Annotated in this window: 18 protein-coding genes; all 18 read left to right on the top strand. The window is 37.2% G+C overall.

Annotated elements, in window-relative coordinates:
• Positions 1 to 2 precede the first annotated feature (2 nt).
• Positions 3 to 632, top strand: a complete 630-nt coding sequence (locus tag OO017_RS08470; protein WP_266052042.1) for an acetyltransferase — start codon at positions 3 to 5, stop codon at positions 630 to 632.
• Positions 629 to 1654 carry an N-acetylneuraminate synthase gene (neuB, locus tag OO017_RS08465; RefSeq protein WP_266052041.1) on the top strand — a complete coding sequence of 342 codons (1026 nt, stop codon included), beginning with the start codon at positions 629 to 631 and terminating at the stop codon, positions 1652 to 1654. The genes OO017_RS08470 and neuB overlap by 4 nt, the downstream gene beginning before the upstream one ends.
• A complete protein-coding gene (gene neuC, locus OO017_RS08460) occupies positions 1636 to 2778 on the top strand; it encodes a UDP-N-acetylglucosamine 2-epimerase (protein WP_266052040.1) in 1143 nt (380 codons plus the stop codon). The genes neuB and neuC overlap by 19 nt, the downstream gene beginning before the upstream one ends.
• Complete coding sequence (locus tag OO017_RS08455) at positions 2765 to 3811, top strand: nucleotidyltransferase family protein (protein ID WP_266052039.1); 1047 nt, start codon at positions 2765 to 2767, stop codon at positions 3809 to 3811. Before neuC ends, OO017_RS08455 begins: the two co-directional genes overlap by 14 nt.
• Positions 3812 to 4495: an acylneuraminate cytidylyltransferase family protein gene (locus tag OO017_RS08450; RefSeq protein WP_266052038.1), complete on the top strand. Its 684-nt coding sequence runs from the start codon at positions 3812 to 3814 to the stop codon at positions 4493 to 4495.
• Entirely contained in the window at positions 4488 to 6287 is a 1800-nt protein-coding gene (locus OO017_RS20000; RefSeq protein WP_266052037.1) for an ABC transporter ATP-binding protein, read from the top strand. The genes OO017_RS08450 and OO017_RS20000 overlap by 8 nt, the downstream gene beginning before the upstream one ends.
• A complete protein-coding gene (locus OO017_RS08440) occupies positions 6287 to 7465 on the top strand; it encodes a hypothetical protein (RefSeq protein ID WP_266052036.1) in 1179 nt (392 codons plus the stop codon). The genes OO017_RS20000 and OO017_RS08440 overlap by 1 nt, the downstream gene beginning before the upstream one ends.
• Positions 7462 to 8466: a polysialyltransferase family glycosyltransferase gene (locus OO017_RS08435; RefSeq protein ID WP_266052035.1), complete on the top strand. Its 1005-nt coding sequence runs from the start codon at positions 7462 to 7464 to the stop codon at positions 8464 to 8466. The genes OO017_RS08440 and OO017_RS08435 overlap by 4 nt, the downstream gene beginning before the upstream one ends.
• 406 nt (positions 8467 to 8872) lie before the next feature.
• Entirely contained in the window at positions 8873 to 9460 is a 588-nt protein-coding gene (locus OO017_RS08430) for a serine O-acetyltransferase (RefSeq protein ID WP_266052034.1), read from the top strand.
• A gap of 105 nt (positions 9461 to 9565) precedes the next feature.
• Entirely contained in the window at positions 9566 to 10348 is a 783-nt protein-coding gene (gene cysQ / locus OO017_RS08425; protein ID WP_266052033.1) for a 3'(2'),5'-bisphosphate nucleotidase CysQ, read from the top strand.
• A complete protein-coding gene (locus tag OO017_RS08420; protein ID WP_266052032.1) occupies positions 10348 to 12120 on the top strand; it encodes an SLC13 family permease in 1773 nt (590 codons plus the stop codon). The genes cysQ and OO017_RS08420 overlap by 1 nt, the downstream gene beginning before the upstream one ends.
• 3 nt (positions 12121 to 12123) lie before the next feature.
• Positions 12124 to 12729 (top strand): adenylyl-sulfate kinase, encoded by a 606-nt coding sequence (gene cysC / locus OO017_RS08415; protein WP_266052031.1) that lies wholly within the window; start codon positions 12124 to 12126, stop codon positions 12727 to 12729.
• A complete protein-coding gene (gene cysD / locus OO017_RS08410) occupies positions 12726 to 13631 on the top strand; it encodes a sulfate adenylyltransferase subunit CysD (RefSeq protein WP_266052153.1) in 906 nt (301 codons plus the stop codon). Before cysC ends, cysD begins: the two co-directional genes overlap by 4 nt.
• A 10-nt stretch (positions 13632 to 13641) precedes the next feature.
• Positions 13642 to 14883 carry a sulfate adenylyltransferase subunit CysN gene (cysN, locus tag OO017_RS08405; protein ID WP_266052030.1) on the top strand — a complete coding sequence of 414 codons (1242 nt, stop codon included), beginning with the start codon at positions 13642 to 13644 and terminating at the stop codon, positions 14881 to 14883.
• 25 nt (positions 14884 to 14908) lie between these two features.
• Positions 14909 to 15685: a polysaccharide deacetylase family protein gene (locus OO017_RS08400; RefSeq protein WP_266052029.1), complete on the top strand. Its 777-nt coding sequence runs from the start codon at positions 14909 to 14911 to the stop codon at positions 15683 to 15685.
• The gene (locus tag OO017_RS08395) at positions 15678 to 16526 is read left to right on the top strand and encodes a sulfotransferase family protein (RefSeq protein WP_266052028.1); all 849 of its coding nucleotides are present in this window, start codon (positions 15678 to 15680) and stop codon (positions 16524 to 16526) included. Before OO017_RS08400 ends, OO017_RS08395 begins: the two co-directional genes overlap by 8 nt.
• Complete coding sequence (locus OO017_RS08390) at positions 16526 to 17683, top strand: glycosyltransferase family 4 protein (protein WP_266052027.1); 1158 nt, start codon at positions 16526 to 16528, stop codon at positions 17681 to 17683. Before OO017_RS08395 ends, OO017_RS08390 begins: the two co-directional genes overlap by 1 nt.
• A complete protein-coding gene (locus tag OO017_RS08385) occupies positions 17680 to 18774 on the top strand; it encodes a glycosyltransferase (protein ID WP_266052026.1) in 1095 nt (364 codons plus the stop codon). Before OO017_RS08390 ends, OO017_RS08385 begins: the two co-directional genes overlap by 4 nt.
• Position 18775 lies beyond the last annotated feature (1 nt).

Below are 18775 nucleotides of genomic sequence, written 5' to 3'. Positions count from 1 at the left end.
GGATGAATCAATTTGCTCTATTAGGATATTCAGGCCATGCCTTTGTTGTAGCAGATGCCATTAGAATGAGGGGAGATGGTATAATTGGATATTATGATAGAGCAAAGGTTATAGTTGACCCTTTTAATTTGGAGTATTTAGGTGACGATAAAGATGAAGTTGCTGTATCAAAAATCGCAAATTCAGGAGCAAATTTTTTTGTAAGTATTGGTGATAATTCTATAAGAAGAAAGCTGATTAGGGAATTCACTGAAAAAGGGTTTGTCACAAGCTCCATTATTCATACGACTTCCATTATCTCTACTCTGGCTTCTATTGGAGGCGGTAGTTTTGTGGCTGCTGGAGCAATTGTAAATCCCTTGGCCAAGGTAGGTGTTGGTGCAATTATTAATACAGGTGCAATTGTGGAACATGAATGTTGCATAGGAGACTATGCACACATTGCACCGGGTGCTGTGCTTGCAGGTAATGTGCAAATAGGTGAAGGAAGCTTTATTGGGGCAAATGCCGTTGTGAAACAGGGAGTAAGGATTGGCAAAAATACTATAGTAGGTGCAGGCGCAGTTGTTATAAAGGATATACCTGATAACCTGGTATGGGCAGGAAACCCTGCCATAGATTTAAAAAAATGAATAAAACTATCATAATAGCAGAAGCAGGAGTTAATCATAATGGAAACATAGCTTTAGCAAAGCAGCTTATTGATGTTGCAGCTGATGCTGGTGTTGATTATGTGAAGTTTCAGACTTTTAAGGCAGACAAACTTGTCAGCAAATCAGCTAAGCAGGCAGAGTATCAAAAGAAGAATCTGGGCAATAGTACAGAAGATTCTCAGTACAACATGTTGAAGAAACTGGAGCTTTCAGAAGACATGCATAAGGATCTGTTAGGTTATGCTAATCAAAAAGGAGTTAAGTTTTTATCAACAGGTTTTGATGAAGAAAGTGTAGATTTTCTGGAAAACCTTGGAATAGATCTTTTTAAAATTCCTTCCGGTGAATTAACAAATTATCTATACCTCAAACACATTGCTCCCAAAGGAAAACCTATTGTAATCTCAACAGGGATGGCATCCTTAGGTGAAATTGAAGATGCACTGAATGTATTGAGAGAAGGAGGAGCAAAGTTAGAAGATGTTACAGTTCTGCACTGTAATACAGATTATCCTACAAAGTATGAAGATGTGAATTTAAATGCCATGCTCACTATACAGCAGTCATTTAAAATAGATATTGGATATTCAGACCATACTTTAGGTATAGAGGTACCGATTGCTGCTGTGGCACTCGGGGCAAAAGTCATCGAAAAACACTTTACGCTTGATAGGAACATGCCAGGACCGGACCATAAAGCTTCTCTGGAACCGGCTGAGTTAATTGCCATGGTCTCTGCTATAAGAAATATTGAAAAAGCGCTGAGTGGTGATGGACGGAAAGAACCTACTGAGTCAGAATTGATCAATAAAAGTGTTGCCCGTAAGAGTATCCATTTGAAAGAATCAATTTCTTCTGGAGAACTAATTGACGTATCAAAATTAGAAATGAAAAGACCCGGAGATGGTATATCCCCGATGGATCTGCCAAGAGTGATTGGACGTAAATTGAATTCTGACCTGGATGCCGGAGTTAAGTTAGAATGGAAACACCTTCAATAATGCGGGTAGGGGTTCTCACTAGTTCTCGTGCTGACTATGGCATATACAAGCCACTACTGAAGGCTCTGCAGGAAGATCCTGAGTTTGAATTAAGTATCATTGCCTTTGGTACTCATTTATCTCCTTTTCACGGATATACTGTAGATAATATTGCTGCAGATGGGTATGAAGTCAATTATAAGGTTAATTCTTTGCTCATCAATGATGACAAGAATGCTGTATCTACAGCATGTGCATTGACTTCCTTAAAATTTGCTGATTTTTGGGAACAGCATTCAACTGACTTCGACCTTGTATTCTGTCTGGGGGATAGATTTGAAATGTTCGGGGCAGTTTCAGCAGGTATACCTTATCAGGTAAACTTCGCTCACTTGCATGGTGGAGAAACTACCCTAGGAGCTATTGACAATGTTTATAGGCACGCTATAACGCTTGCTTCATCTTTGCATTTTGTATCGCAGGAGGCATTTGCCTCAAGAGTTGCAGAGATTACAGGTAAGAGTGATAATATTTATGTGACGGGTGCTCTAAGTCTGGATAACTTAAGCAATATTCAGATGCTTACTAAGGAGGAATTTAAAAATAAGTGGGGAATAGATTTAGACATTCCTACCGTTTTAGTAACTGTTCACCCAGAAACAGTGGCACCTGAGTTAAATAGCAGGCACCTGACAGAGATCTTAGAATCTTTACGATTTGTAGCAAAAGAGTATCAGGTAGTGATAACAATGCCTAATGCGGATACGAATGGCAATGTTTTCCGTGAGGGATTTAATACTCTTAAAATAGAATTAGAAAATAAGTTACACTTGATTGAGAACTTTGGTACACAGAGTTATTTTACCTGTATGCTGTACTCAAAGCTATTAATCGGAAATACCTCAAGCGGAATTATTGAAGCCGCTTCTTTTAAAAAGTATGTCATCAATGTAGGAGACAGGCAAAAAGGAAGAGCAGCAGGAGAGAACGTTTTGCAGGTTCCGTTTGATTCAGAAATGATAATCAGCACCTTAAAGCAAATAAAAGGGCTTGGTGAATATAAAGGGCAAAATCCTTATTTTAAAGATGGTGCCGCTCAAAACATAATTACTATTCTAAAAGAACAAAACTGTGATAAGCTTTAGAAGACATCTAATTAAGACTAACTCTCCTATCAAAACCGCATTGGCTCAGCTAAATGAACTTGCAGCAGATTCAATTCTTTTTGTTATAGATGAGGAAGAGAAATTATTAGGTTCTTTAACGGATGGAGATGTAAGAAGGGGTTTCTTAAAGGGGCTTACGTTAAGTGATGTAGTTGATGAATTTATCCAGTCAAATCCTAAGTTTCTTCAAAGAGGCTCCTACACAATTGATGAGGTTATCAACTACAGAAAGAACAACTTCAAAATAATTCCAGTCCTCTGTAAAGAGGGAAAAATTGTTAACATTATAAACTTTAGGTTTCTCAAGTCATACTTACCTGTTGATGCTGTATTGATGGCAGGAGGAAGGGGAGAGCGTTTGAAACCTCTTACGGATGATACACCAAAGCCTCTCCTTAAAGTAGGTGACAAACCTATAATCGAACATAACATTGATCGTTTAATCAGTTATGGTATTGATGATGTATGGATTTCAGTTAGATACTTGGGGGAACAGCTTGAAGCATATTTTGAGGATGGAAGCTCTAAGTTTATTAATGTTAAATATGTCTGGGAAGATGAACCACTCGGAACTCTTGGTGCGGTGAGTAAAATTGAGGATTTTCAGCATGACTATATTTTGGTCACAAATTCAGATCTGTTGACGAATCTTGATTACGAAGACTTCTTTCTACATTTTCAAAAGAGTGATGCTGCTCTATCAGTGGTTACTATACCTTACACTGTTAATGTGCCTTATGCTGTATTAGAAACCGAGAATAACAATATCATAAGTTTCAAAGAAAAGCCGACTTATACTTACTACTCTAATGGAGGAATTTATCTTCTAAAGAAAGAAGTCCTGGGATATATCCCAAGTAACAGTTTCTATAATACAACAGATCTTATGGAGCTTCTGATAGAAAAAGGTTTGAAAGTGAGCTCATATCCTCTCAGAGGTTATTGGTTAGATATAGGCAAGCATGAAGACTTCAAGAAAGCACAGGAAGATATACACCATATTAAATTCTAAATGGAAATACTATACTTGATTCCAGCAAGAGGTGGTTCTAAAGGGTTACCAGGTAAGAATATAAAACTACTTAATGGGAAACCATTGATCTGCTATACCATTGATGCTGCGAGAGAAGTAAGTGAAGACGCTAATATATGTGTGTCAACAGATGATATTAAAATTGCTGAAGTTGCTGAAGCATATGGGGTGAAGGTTCCTTTTCTAAGGCCAAGTGAGTTAGCTACTGATTACTCAACATCTGAGCAAGTGATTCTTCATGCTTTACAACATTATGCAGATAAGAAAAGAGATTTTGAATATGTTGTATTGCTACAGCCGACATCGCCTTTACGTACAGGTCAACATCTGAAGGAGGCTTTAGCTCTTATCGAAACAGATACTGAAATGATTGTATCTGTTAAAGTAACAGATTCAAACCCTTACTATGTACTTTTTGAGGAGGATCCTACGGGGCAACTTCAAAAAACAAAAGAAGGAAGGTTTACAAGAAGACAAGACTGTCCAGTAATTTATGAATTGAATGGGTCTATATATATAATTAGAGTAGATAAGTTAATTAAGGGAGGATTGGCAAATCTAAGGAAGAAAAAATATTTAATGGACAAAATGTCATCAATAGATATAGATGATATAATCGATTTTAAACTAGTAGAATTACTTATTTCTAAAAGTAGTGGATAAAATAAAGCAGTTATTAAAAAGCAATTTTGGAAGTTTTACCTATTTTTATTCCTATTTAGGGAATAGAATATTTGTTTCCGTAGGTCTAAGCTTGCTTGTAGGAGTTTTAGATGGGTTCGGTTTAGCAATGTTCTTACCTTTACTGCAGATGATCAGTGGTAGTCCTGATGAGGTACAATCTGAACAAATGGGTAATTTGTCTTTTCTGGTGGATGGGCTTCAATATTTTGGATTTAGCCTCACACTTCCTACCATATTGATAGTAATATTCATTTTCTTTACATTAAAAGGAGGATTTAAGTTTATAGAAGGATTTTACAAAGTAATTCTGCAACAAAAGTTTATTAGACAGATTAGGTTTTCTAACATAGACCTCCTATCTGGGTATCAATATAATTCGTTTGTCAGAAGTGATTCTGGAAGGATCCAGAATACAATAACTGGCGAAGTCGACAGACTTTTGTTGGCATATCGATCTTACTTTACTGCTTTTCAGTATGGTATATTGGTGCTTGTTTATACTTCCTTAGCTTTCTTAGCAAATCCTCAGTTCGCTGTATTGGTAGCAATTGGTGGAGGTCTTACAAATGTAATGTTTAAAAAGGTTTATTATACAACAAAAAAGCTATCTAGGAACTTAACAAATGAGAATCATGCTTTTCAGGGGCTACTTATACAAGAGGTGCATAATTTTAAGTATTTGAAAGCTTCTGGATTAATAGGAAAATTTGGTCAAAAATTGAAGAGTTCTATAAAAAGTATTGAAGAACTGCAGAGGCGTATAGGAGTTCTTGCAGCTTTGCTTTCATCAATGAGGGAGCCCTTAGTAATGCTTGTCGTAGTTATTGTTATATTGGTACAAGTTAATATTTTCTCACATAACCTAGGAGTATTAATATTAAGTTTGCTGTTTTTTTACAGATCTTTAACTTTTCTGATGGGCCTTCAAAACTTCTGGAATACATTCTTATCAGTTTCTGGTTCTCTTGAAAATATGGATGAGTTTAATAAGGAACTCTTCCAAGATCAGGAACAAAATGGGCGAACTAAGATCGAATCCTTCAGAGAAGTGATAAATCTGCGCAACCTAAGCTTCTCGTATGGCCGAAACTTAATCTTAAAAAATGTTTCTTTAAGCATTTATAAGAATGAAGCAATTGCATTAGTAGGTGAAAGTGGCTCTGGCAAAACAACATTGATGAATTTATTATGTGGTTTGTTGAAAGCAGAAAAGGGAGATTTATTGGTAGATGGTATAGAAATGCATGAAATTGATATGAAATCCTTTCAAAACAGAGTTGGATATATTACACAAGAGCCTGTTATATTCAGTGATACTGTGTTCAATAATGTCACGTTTTGGGCCTCCCCAACAGAAGAAAATCTAAAACGCTTTAATGAAGCGTTAGAAATGGCTTCTATAGCTGATTTTGTTAAAGGACTACCAGAAAAGGAAAACTCTCTATTGGGTAATAATGGAGTATTGATCAGTGGAGGTCAGAAGCAGAGAATTTCTATTGCAAGGGAACTTTATAAAGAAATTGATATTTTATTTATGGATGAGGCAACGTCTGCTCTGGATTCTGAAACAGAAAAAAGTATCCAACAAAACATAGAGAAGCTAAAAGGGAAATATACAATTGTTATTATTGCACATAGACTATCAACAATAAAAAATGTTGATAGAATTATCTATCTAAATAGAGGAGAAATAGAAGATGAAGGAGATTTTGAAAGCCTCAAATTTTCATCTACAAGCTTTAATAAAATGGTAAACTTACAGGAGTTCTAATGGAGGCAAATCACAATGTGATATTTATTTTTGCGAGGATATTTCGCAACTCTCATAGGAGAATTTTCCAACTAGATGAATTAATGAATCTAGGCTATAACATTAAGCTTCTTGACCTATGTCCAATAAATAATTGTTCAGCAACTATAACGGATCCCTTTCTCTTTAATCTAACAATTAAGATAAATAATTATAAAGAGTTAGATCTTTTCAAAAAAGGTCTAAGTGAAGAGCCAATTATATATGTAACTAATGATGGGAATTTAAGGAACTATAAATTACTGTTTAAGAATATTAAAAGAAAGCAAGACAAACTACTTTCTTTTAATACAAGAGTTTTTCCCGGGTTATATAATGAGAGAACTGGTTTTAAAAAGTTAATACATAATGCAGTAATCCACCTTGATGGAGTTTTGCCATTTTATAAGCTAAAACTTTTGTGGGAATTTGTATATAGTTCATACCTGCCTGACTATTATCTGGCTAGTACAGATTTTATTGTTCCAACTAAAATAACTCTTTCGCTTCCAAAAGAAAAAAGATTTATAGTTCACTCTGATGATGTGAACCAGTTGATTATCGAAAGTAAACCAAAATTATTTCCAAATAAAAGAATAGGGATATTTATTGACCAACTGATACCAATGGCTAAAAAGCATCAATTAGATGAAAGCTATAGGCGAGATTATTACACGAGGTTGGAAAAATGCCTCATAGCACTGAAGGTGAAGTTTGGGTTAGATGATGTCATTGTTGCAAGTCACCCTGAGGCATCCTGCTATGCTGAAGAGTTAAAAAATGAACTCCCAAATCTTAAGAAAGTTAGTAATCAAACACATTCTTTGATAAAAGAGGCAAAAGTTGTGTTTACACATTACAGTACTTCTGTAGGAGTTGCTGTCTATTACGACAAGCCTGTTGTTTTGCTTGTAGACGACATTCTTTTAAGTGACAAAGCAGTGAAAAGATGTATAATAGAGTATGTGCGGGCGTTAGACTTACTTGTTTATAACATGGATAATTCATTAGAGGGGATAGAAATAAGCAAGATCCACATCAATAAATATCTTTATAATGAATACAAGAAAAAATACTTGATGGGGAATAATATTAAAGAAAATTCATATTTGTATTCTATTTCTGAGATATCTGATGCAATAAGAAGAAAAGTTGTATGAAAATTCTAGTTATAGTTTCAACAAATCGGCAAGTTGTTGAATCTGTTAAGTATTTAAAAAGCTTCTTTTATGGGAATTTGACAATAGATATAGCCGTTATTGGGCAGCATGTTCAGGAAAGTTATTTAAAGCTATTACAGAATTGTGCCGCAAAAAGTAGAGTTACCAATTATTATAATGGAACAAGTTCCTTTTCGGGGTTCATTGTAGTTGTTAATTATCTAAGATATCTAAAATGGAAGAGGCAGGCGTATGACAGGATATTGTTCGGAAACTTTTCTAGTTTAAAACAGAGGGTACTTCTCATCCCTTTTCAAGAAGTACCAAAAGTATTGGTAACAGATGGTGCAATTATTATTGACTTAATTAGTCAGCGTGAAAGAGGGGTTGATAAAGTTAAGGATTTAAAGATAGCAAAGCTTTTAGGACTAAAGCCATTAAAATCTTTAACTCTATTTACTGATTATCCAGTTACTCCAGCATTATGCGATAGCTCCATTATATATAATGTGAAGCAAGATGTAACTTCTACTAAAACAAAAGAGATACATTTTCTTGGCTCATATTTAGTAGAATTAAAATTTATAAAAGAGGAGTATTTGATTGATCTAATTTCAGCTATATATCAAAAGTATGGGCAGAGAATTAAATATTATTTACATCCCCGTGAAAAGATAGAGCATGTAAAGAAGATTAAGCCGTTCGCAGATATAATCGAGTATCAGAAAAATTATGAGGAGGTATTTCTGCATGAAAAAAAACCAGAAATACTTATCTCTTTCTATAGTTCTGCAATGTTTGAATTGTTAGGAGTCGACAAAACAATGACCTTTATTTTTATTAATATTATTGACTCTTTGCAATCACATGTTGATTCAGCAGCAAAGCAAAAACTTATGGATGTTTACAGCTTCGCCAGAGGTCTGAGTGAAGTTAATAAAAATCTGCAAATTTTGTGCTTAGGAGATATAAAATCTACTAGGCCAGTAAATCAAGCATAAACATTATTTATAAAAATAAAGAAATAGCTGCCTTGCAGTAACGATAGTAATTCTGCTAAATATTAATAAGGATGAAAATCGCAAAAAAGTTTTGAAAATATGAATGACCTTAGCAGCACAATTATTTATCATAAAGCAGCAGGATCAACTGCACAATGTAGCATTGTGTAACATAAGACAATTGGTTTTTAGTGTCAGCTAAAGTTTATCAACATAAGATTGAAAGATTGATTTTATCTAAAGCCTTAGCCTGCTTAGACTTTGCATAACTAAAAATATACAAATTTGCAATTCCATGCTTAAAAGCAAAGTCATTAAGATAATTATATAAGCTTTATGCTGATAATCAAATTGGGGAGCTTAGCATTTAGTGCACCTACACTAAAATGGAAGATTTACTAAAGTTTTGTTAAACTTTAAGCTAATTCCTGTTTCAAAATTAACATTAACATTTAAGATAGTGATTCGAGTGGACTCATACAGATACTTCAATAGTGGTGAAATTTCTAGCTTTTACATTAAACTATTAACAAGGCCTGGATTAAGATTTATGTATTTTTTTAGGTTGTGTCAGTACTACAAATTGTTTCATCCACTTGGTTTATTCTCAAGGTTTATTTATAAGAGAATGCAGGTAAAATATGGATTCCAAATACCACACACTTGTAAGATTGGAAGAGGATTGTTTTTAGGGCATTATGGGAATATTGTAATCAACCAGGATGTAGAAGTTGGTGAAAATTGTAATATTGCACAAGGTGTAACTATAGGCCATATTAGTAGAGGCAGCAAAAAGGGAAGCCCTAAGATAGGTGATAGGGTATGGATAGGTGCAAATGCGGTAGTAGTAGGTAAAATTTCTATTGGAGATGATGTACTTATAGCCCCTCTATCTTTTATCAACTTTGATGTCCCAGACAAAGCTGTAGTTGTTGGTAACCCTGCCCAAATTGTAAGTTTTTCAGGTAGTGGAGGATATATAAAAAATATTTAAGTTTAACTTACTCTTACATAAACTATAAATGATCCTTTGTGAATTGTTTCGATAAAATAAAAGTAAACCCTTGCCTGCAGTATTAAGAAATATTCTTGTAAAGAAATGTATGTAGATTTAATTTTAACAGCATCTATCAAAGCAGGTGAAGGTATTGTATCAATTTATGAAAGTGCCCATTCAATAGATTATAAAGCTGATAATTCACCAATAACAGAAGCTGACAAAGTAGGGCATAGAATTATAAATAGGTACTTGAACCAAACTGTTTATCCGATATTAAGTGAAGAAGGTAAAAATGTACACTTATCTGAAAGAATAAAGTGGGATAACTACTGGCTTGTTGATCCATTAGATGGAACAAAAGAGTTTATAAATAAGAATGGTGAGTTTACAGTTAATATAGCGCTGATAAGTGCTGGTACTCCTGTGATAGGGGTGGTATATGTCCCAGTAAAGAAGTGGTTGTATGTTGGTATAGAAGGAGAAGGTGCTTGGAAGCTTGAACTTGAAGATCACCAGTTGCCTCCAGATTGGAAATCTGCTGGAATAAAGCTTCCCGTAGACCAATGTAATAATGATTGTTATACAGTTGTAGGAAGCCGATCTCACACCACTGAAGAAACGAATAAATTTATTTCCAATTTGGAAAAAAAGCATGGGGAGCTTAGTTTTCTTTCAATGGGTAGTTCTTTAAAAATCTGCCTAGTAGCGGAGGGGAAAGCTGATATATACCCACGCCTTGCACCTACCATGGAGTGGGATACGGCCGCAGGTGATGCCATTGCCCGTAGTGCTGGTTGTAAAGTTGTGCAATATGAAACAGGTGAGCCTCTACAATACAATAAGAAAAACCTGTTGAACCCATGGTTTGTTGTTAAGCGCTAATGGGTGAGCTGCATTATGATAAGTGGATAACCGTGCTTGTACTATTGGGGTGTTTAGTAGGGCTTTTTATGGGCAGGGTCCGGCCTTCTATGGTATTTATTGGCGGCGTTATAGTGCTCATGTTAGCAAGAGTTGTAGCACCGTCAGATTTTCTGCAGAGCCTCAGTAATGAATCTATAGTGACCATCTTTCTGCTTATTTTTATTACAGCGGGTATAAAAGAGCATTTTAACCTAATTGGGCTTCTAAACAGGCTCTTCAGATCTGCGAAAAGCTCTAGAGGCTTTTTAATCCGCATGACAGCTGGCACCTCGCTCTTGTCTTCTGTAGTTAACAATACTCCTATTGTTGCTCTGATGATCCCATATGTGTACCATTGGGCAAAGCGAAACAAAGTGGCTCCATCTAAATTACTAATCCCACTGTCGTTCGCTACTATAGTAGGGGGAATGATGACAATAGTAGGGACTTCAACAAATCTAATTCTAAACGGATTCATACTATCAAAGGAGCCTGAAGGCTTAGGGTTTTTAGATTTTCTGTTACCAGGTATACTGGTAACAATAGTGGGCCTAATTTTCCTCGCCACATTTGGCTACAAGTTGCTCCCTTCCCGTACCAATCCATTAGATGAATTTAAAACGAATGCCAGGGAGTACTTAGTAGAGACATATATTGCGCAAGGTTCAGTACTTGTAGGGAAAAGTATCGCTGAAGCTAACCTGCGTAACCTGGAGGGAATCTACCTTTTTGAAATAGTAAGAGACGGTAAGATTATTAATGCCGTTGATCCCGATGAGGTGTTGCAAAAAAATGATCACTTATATTTTGCAGGTGATACTGAAAAAGTAGTAGAACTCCTACAGCATGATAATGGTTTACAAATACCTCGCTCCAATGAGTTAGGAATAGGGCAGCACGTAAATCTAATAGAAACAGTTATCCCTAGGAATAGTGCACTAACTAACCGAACATTAAAAGAGAGTGAATTCAGAGAGAAGTATGATGCGGCTGTGGTAGCTATTCACCGGAATGGTGAGAATCTGAGAGGTAAAATTGGCTCAATCATTCTTGAACCAGGTGATTTGCTGTTGCTATCTGCCGGACAAAAATTCTTAACACGGAATAAGAATGATCGCGACCTCTATACTGTATCAGTGGTATCCCGAAGCAATGGAACGGCAAAGTGGAAGAAGATTTTATTTGGTGCTGGAATACTGCTGTCTTTAGGTCTAATGGCTTTGGGAATTACGAACCTTTTCTTTAGTTTATTTATAATAGCTGTATTGATGACCAGCTTGGGCTTGCTGAGAGCAGATGAAATCAAAAAGCTGTTGGACCTCGACCTTCTGATCATACTTGCAAGTGCTTTGACCCTGAGCAAAGCACTGATTGATACAGGTATTGCAAATGAAGCGGCTTTTGCAATTATCAATTTATTTGAAGCAGGTGGTAAGTTTGGAATACTCATAGGATTGTTTTTAATAACCGTCTTACTTACCTCGTTTGTAACTAATGTTGCTGCTGTTTCAATCGCTTTTCCCATAGCTTACTCAATAAGTCACAGTCTGAACCTGAGTCCAACTGGATTCTATGTAGCTATCGCATTTGGAGCCTCTGCTTCTTTTATGACACCGGTTGGTTATCAAACAAATCTTATGATATATGGGCCTGGGTCCTATAAAACTAAAGATTTTCTCAAAATTGGCGTTCCTTTTACGCTACTGTATTCTCTAACTTGTCTCATTTACATTATTTTAAGGTACTTTTAACTTATGAGTGAAAAGCTACATATCGTTCCGCATCTCCACCAGGTTAACAAGGAGCTACGTAATAAAATGAAAGGGCACCGTTCATTGGTAGTGTGGTTTACCGGTTTCTCAGGAAGTGGTAAATCAACGCTCGCCAGCAAATTGGAAGAATATCTTTATAACCAAGGTTGTCATACCTATGTTCTGGATGGTGATAATGTACGCAATGGCCTGAATAATGACTTGGACTTCTCAGATGAATCGAGAAAAGAGAATATCAGAAGAATTGGCGAGGTTACAAAGCTTATGGCTGATGCCGGACTTGTCGTGCTATCAGCTTTTGTTTCGCCTTTTAAAGAAGATAGGGAGCGGGTGAGGAGTATTGTAGGTGATGAAAGCTTTGTTGAGGTCTTTGTAGATTGCCCTATTGAAGTTTGTGAGCAACGTGATGTAAAAGGGTTATATGCTAAGGCTCGTAAAGGAGAAATTAGTAACTTTACCGGAATTAGCTCACCATTTGAAGCGCCTGAGAAACCGGATTTACACATTCTTTCTCATGAAGAACCTTTAGAATGGTCGATACAGAAGCTAATTGCATACATCGAACCAAAGTTGAAATTAACAAAATGAGTAGTTATTCTTTAAGCCATTTAAAAGAGTTAGAGGCTGAGGCAATCTATGTGATCCGCGAGGTTTTCGCACAATTTGAAAGACCTGCTATACTCTTTTCAGGAGGTAAAGATTCTATAGTTGTAACCCACTTAGCCTGTAAAGCTTTCTTTCCGGCTAAGATTCCAATGCCATTAATTCATATTGATACAGGGCATAATTTCCCTGAGACCATAGCATTTAGGGATCAGTTGGTAAATGAACTAGGGGTACAACTTATTGTGGGGTCGGTGCAGGAATCCATAAACAAGGGTAGATCCAGGGAAGAGACAGGAAGAAATGCTAGTAGAAATGCGCTGCAGACTGTAACCCTGCTGGATACGATTGAAGAGCATCGAATTGATGCTGCCTTAGGAGGAGCCAGACGTGATGAGGAAAAGGCAAGAGCCAAAGAGCGCTTTTTCTCACACCGCGATGACTTTGGTCAGTGGGATCCTAAAAACCAACGCCCAGAGCTGTGGAACTTGTTCAACGGCAGGAAGAACCAGGGAGAGCATTTTAGGGTGTTTCCAATCAGTAACTGGACAGAGATGGATATATGGCAGTACATTCTTACAGAAGATATCGCTATTCCATCGTTATACTTTGCGCATCACCGGGATGTTATTTACAGGGATGATACCTGGCTACCCGTTTCAGAATACATAAGCCTGCGGGATGAAGAAAGAGTAGAACGTAAGCTTATTCGCTTCAGGACATTAGGAGATATTACCATTACTGGTGGCATAGAGTCAGATGCGGATACGTTAGATAAAATAGTACTGGAGGTAGCTGCTTCGCGGCAAACAGAGCGTGGAAACCGGTCGGATGATAAACGCTCTGAGACATCAATGGAAGATAGAAAGAAGCAGGGATATTTCTAAAGAAAAAATTATGCAAATATTAAGATTTACGACTGCCGGAAGTGTGGATGATGGTAAAAGTACCCTCATCGGCAGACTTTTATATGATTCGAAGTCAATTTTCGAGGATCAGATAGAGGCTGTAAAAAAATCAAGTGAGAAAAAAGGCCTTGCACATGTGGACTTATCGCTATTGACGGATGGTCTGAAGGACGAGCGGGAGCAGGGTATTACAATTGATGTGGCCTATCGATTTTTCGCAACGCCGAAACGCAAATTCATTATTGCAGATACTCCTGGCCATATTCAGTATACCAGGAACATGGTTACGGGAGCCTCCACAGCAAATTTAGCCTTGATCCTGATAGACGCCAGAAAAGGAGTAGTAGAGCAAACATGCAGACATTCTTTCATTGCCTCTCTTCTGCAGATCCCACACGTAATTGTATGTGTGAATAAAATGGACCTTGTGGATTATGCTGAAGAGCAGTTTGATAAGATTGTGGAGCAGTATAAAGAGTTTGCTGCTAAACTGAATGTGAAAGATATACGATTTGTGCCAATTAGTGCTCTACATGGTGATAACATTGTTAACAGATCGGAAAATATGGGATGGTACCAAGGTGAAACGCTGCTGCATACACTGGAGACGATTCACATTGGCAACGATAAGAATCTGATAGATTGCAGGTTTCCTGTTCAGACAGTGATCCGTCCGCATAGCAATGAACATCATGATTACAGAGGCTATGCTGGTCGTATTGTCGGTGGTATATTTAAACCAGGTGACAAGGTACTAGTGTTACCATCAGGATTTAGCAGTACGATTAAAAGCATCGATACTTATGATGGGCCTGTGCAGGAAGCTTTTCCTCCCATGTCAGTTACCATGACACTGGAAGATGATATCGATATCAGCAGGGGGGACATGATTGTACGTGAAAATAATCAACCTGAGGTGAGTCAGGATCTCGATGTAATGCTTTGCTGGCTTAATCCACGAGGACCTGCACTTAACGGGAAGTATATCTTGCGGCATACGTCTAACGAAGTTCGCACGATGATTAAGGAGGTTCTTTATAAAGTAGATATCAACACACTGCACCGTATTGAGGATGACAAAGATGTTAGGATGAATGAGATCAGCCGGGTGCGTTTAAGAACAACAAAGCCTTTGCTAGCAGATTCATATACCAGAAACAGGCATACTGGTAGCTTAATTCTAGTTGATGAGGCTACAAACGAGACCGTAGCAGCAGGTATGATTATTTAATTGTGGGTAGGCATCTTCTCATGCAATGGAAAAGTTATTCTCAAATAGAAAGATTGTAGTTTATCATAAGTTCTGTTCTAATCATCAACTGGAAGCACATCTTTCAATCCTTCAAAAGGAGGATGTCCTAATTACTGTAGATGATGGAGATGTTTCTTTCTATAAGTATCTTTTCCCTTTGCTCCATAAGTATAAAATACCTACTGTACTTTTTATAATTACTGAGTTGATAGATACTAACAAACCTTTTTGGTGGGATGAGTTAGTGTATTTACTTGGCAAAGAGGAGGGGGAGAAAAGGGTGTGGGAGGTCAAGGAATGGCCAAATCAAGAGAGAGTCGCCTACATTAATCAATTAAGAGTTGAGTCTGATAAGCCTTCGCTTAAACAAGCTCAATTAACTACTGAGCAGCTAAAGGAGATGGAAAGAGCAGGAGTGATTATCGCCAATCACTCCCATACCCATCCCATGTTCAATCAATGTTCAGAAGTTGAACTTCGGGATGAGTTTAGACAGTCAAAGCATTTTTTTGATAAAGCTGGATTAAAAGGTTTTAATCTTTTTGCTTACCCGAATGGGAATGTAAATCAGTTGGCAGAAAAAGTGGCCAAGGAAGAAGGGATAAGCCATGCATTTCTTTTCGATCATAAACTACCTGCGAAAAAGTATGATCCCTACCGAATATCCAGATTAAGTATAACTGATCAGACAAGGCCGAGTAAATTGCGCTTTATTTTAAGTGGCTGGCACTCAAAGATTCTGCCTTTAAGAAGAAGTATCTATAAACTAATAAATGGCTGAGAAATCAATTAAACATCGCCTTGTTGCCCGCTATAGGAGAAACAAGGCGCTTTCTTTCTTATTAGACAAAACAGGGAAGAAGATCGAAGGGAAAAAATGGGTGTTTATTATCGGTTGCTATAATTCAGGTACTACATTACTCGAAGAAGTATTATCTACCCATCCGGAGATGTCCTCTTTAAATGACGAAGGGGTAATGCTGACAGATAAACTCACGAGGCCAGAGGATTTCTTTTGGCGCAGGATGTGGAGTGAGTGTGAGCAGGATCTTCAGGTTAACGACGAAGAATCCGCTGAAGTAGCTAAAAGACACTGGTCTCATTTTTACGATCTATCTAAACCTGTCCTTCTTGAAAAGTCAATTGTTAACACTATCCGGATTGATTACCTCAACAGGTATTTTAAGGAGGCATTCTTCATTCATTTGGTTAGAAACGGCTATGCTGTTGCGGAAGGCATATACCGAAAAGCAACGGTGATGGAAGGTAATCATCTATATGCGGAGAATGGTAAATACCCGCTAGAGTTATGTGCCAAGCAATGGGCCAGAAGCCTTGAGGTGGTTGAGCAAACTAAATCTAAAGCCGAGAATTTTATAGAAGTTACTTACGAGGATTTTACATCAAATCCTGATAAGGTACTGCGTGATATCACTGACTTTATTCATGTGCAACCCTTCAGTAGTACTTTCAAGGATAATGTGTTTAAGATTCACAATGTTGAAAGCAATATCAAGAATATGAACGGTAGTAGCTTGAAAAAGCTATCGGCGGAAGATGTCGTGATTATCAATAATGTAGCTTACAAGTACTTGGATAAGTACGGTTACCTGATTAAATAATGAGAATACTTTTTGTGCAGGATAGTTTAGGTACGGGTGGAGCTGAACGTTCAAACGCCTATCTGTGGTATTACCTAAGAGAACAGAAGGTAGACTTTTCTATAGTGGTGTTGGAGCATAGAAAGGAAGGAATTGAAGCAGAGATATTGAGAGAAGGCTTCCACGTAACATTTTTGAAAAGTGGAAATTTTATTCAGAATAGCCTCGAGATCGTCTCTATCATAAAAGCTTACAAGCCTACCATTGTTCACTCTGTGCTTTTAAAATCGAACCTACGAGTGAGATTGGCAAAAGCTTTTACACCTTTTTATCATGTTGAAAGCTTGGTTAACTGTACTTATGATCCGGTTAGGTTAAAAGATCCTAAAACTAGTAAACCTGCTTTTTATGCTTATAAGATTATTGACTACCTGTCTGCGATAAAGGGAGTCAATCATTCTGTTGCAATTACAGAGGAGGTTGAGAAGCACTACAGGAGTCATTTAAAGTTTCCAGATAAGCGCCTAAGCGTAATTTACAGAGGCCGCAATCCCAATGTGCATGTTGTAGCTAGAACTAAGCATAGGAAAGCTCTGCGTCATGAGTTAGGACTGAGCTCTGAAAAAATGATTTTAATACATGTAGGAAGGCAGGAGTACCAAAAAGGCCATATGCATTTATTAAATGCAATTCATAAAATTAGCTCAAAGGATGTTTCGGTTTTGAATCAGATTGCTGTTGTGTTCTGTGGCAGAAAAGGAAATGCCTCACCAGAAATAGAAGAGTTTTTGAAAGCCTATCCAGAGGTTCAAGCTAAAACTTTCTGGTTAGGCCATAGGCTCGATGTGCCAGCTTTACTAGTGGGGGCAGATGCTTTTGTGTTTCCTTCTTTGTATGAAGGATTGGGTGGGTCTTTGATAGAGGCACAGGCTGCAGCGCTTCCAGTAATTTGTTCAGATCTACCCGTATTTCATGAAGTAGTAATCAAAAATGAAAACGCGCTGATGTTTCCTGTAGGAGATGATGATAAACTTGCTGAACAAATCATTACATTAACTAAGGGTGCGGAATTGAGGAAGAAAATGGGGAATGAGAGTCTTGAGAACTTTAACAGGAAATTTAAGCTTGACAAGATAAATGAAGACACGCTTAGTTTTTACAGAGAGGTGAGCGCATGAAAATTCTTCAACTCATTCAAAAGCCTCAGCCACGAGGTGCTGAGATCTTTGCCGCGCAGTTATCAGATAACCTGTCAATGCTTGGCCACACATCAGAACTACTGGCGATATTTGATAGTCCTGATTCCTATAAGTACAGTAAGCCGCATCAACTGTTGGAAGCTAATCCCAGTGCCCGATTATGGGATAGACAAGGCTGGAAGAACTTATCTGAGGTCATACAAACAAAGAAGCCAGATATTGTACAAGCTAATGCTGGTGATACACTGAAGTATGCTGTGTTTTCTAAGTTGCTGTATAAATGGAAACAACCGATTGTTTTTCGAAATGCCAGTACGCTAAGTTCATATATAAAAAGCCCTGTACAGAAACTGTATAATGGTTTTCTGTACAGAAAAACTGATGCCATTGCTTCTGTAAGCAATCATTCCAAGGAAGATTTGGTTCGACTCTATCCAGGATTAAACCTTAAAACTACTACTATACCCATTGGCTTAGAGGACAAACAAGCTGTTAAAAACCCTTTTGCAGGAAATCAAGAACAACAAGTAAATCTGGTACATGTAGGCGGTTTCTCATTTGAGAAAAACCACGAAGGCCTTTTGCGTATTTTTCAGTCTGTTGTCAAGAAACACTCTAACGCACATCTGTGGCTGGTGGGAGATGGGCCATCAAGGAAATCAATAGAGGAGAAAGCAAAAGAGTTAAATTTGTTAGGCTCAGTGCATTTCACAGGATTTGTAAATAATCCATTGGATTACATTGCACATGCGCAGGGGTTATTATTACCTAGTATAATTGAGGGACTACCAGGTGTAATTTTAGAAGCAATGCTATATGAGACACCAGTTGTTGCATACAATGTTGGAGGCATAAGAGAAATTGTAAAGCACAAGAAAACCGGATGGCTGATTGAACCAGGTGATGAGTTGACTTTTGCCCAATCAGTTAATAATGTTCTCAATCTGAGAAACGCAGAGAAGCAACAAATAACTTCAGCTGCCTTAAACCTTGTAAAAGAAAACTACATGAATTTAGGTATTGCAGAGAGGTTTGTTTTGCTATACGAACAATTATTAAACAAGAAATAAA

Origin of the sequence: Pontibacter anaerobius (assembly GCF_026241195.1) — a bacterium.
Classification (GTDB): domain Bacteria; phylum Bacteroidota; class Bacteroidia; order Cytophagales; family Hymenobacteraceae; genus Pontibacter; species Pontibacter anaerobius.
The sequence above is the reverse complement of the archived record's forward strand: the minus strand, read 5'-3'. Positions and strand labels throughout refer to the sequence as shown.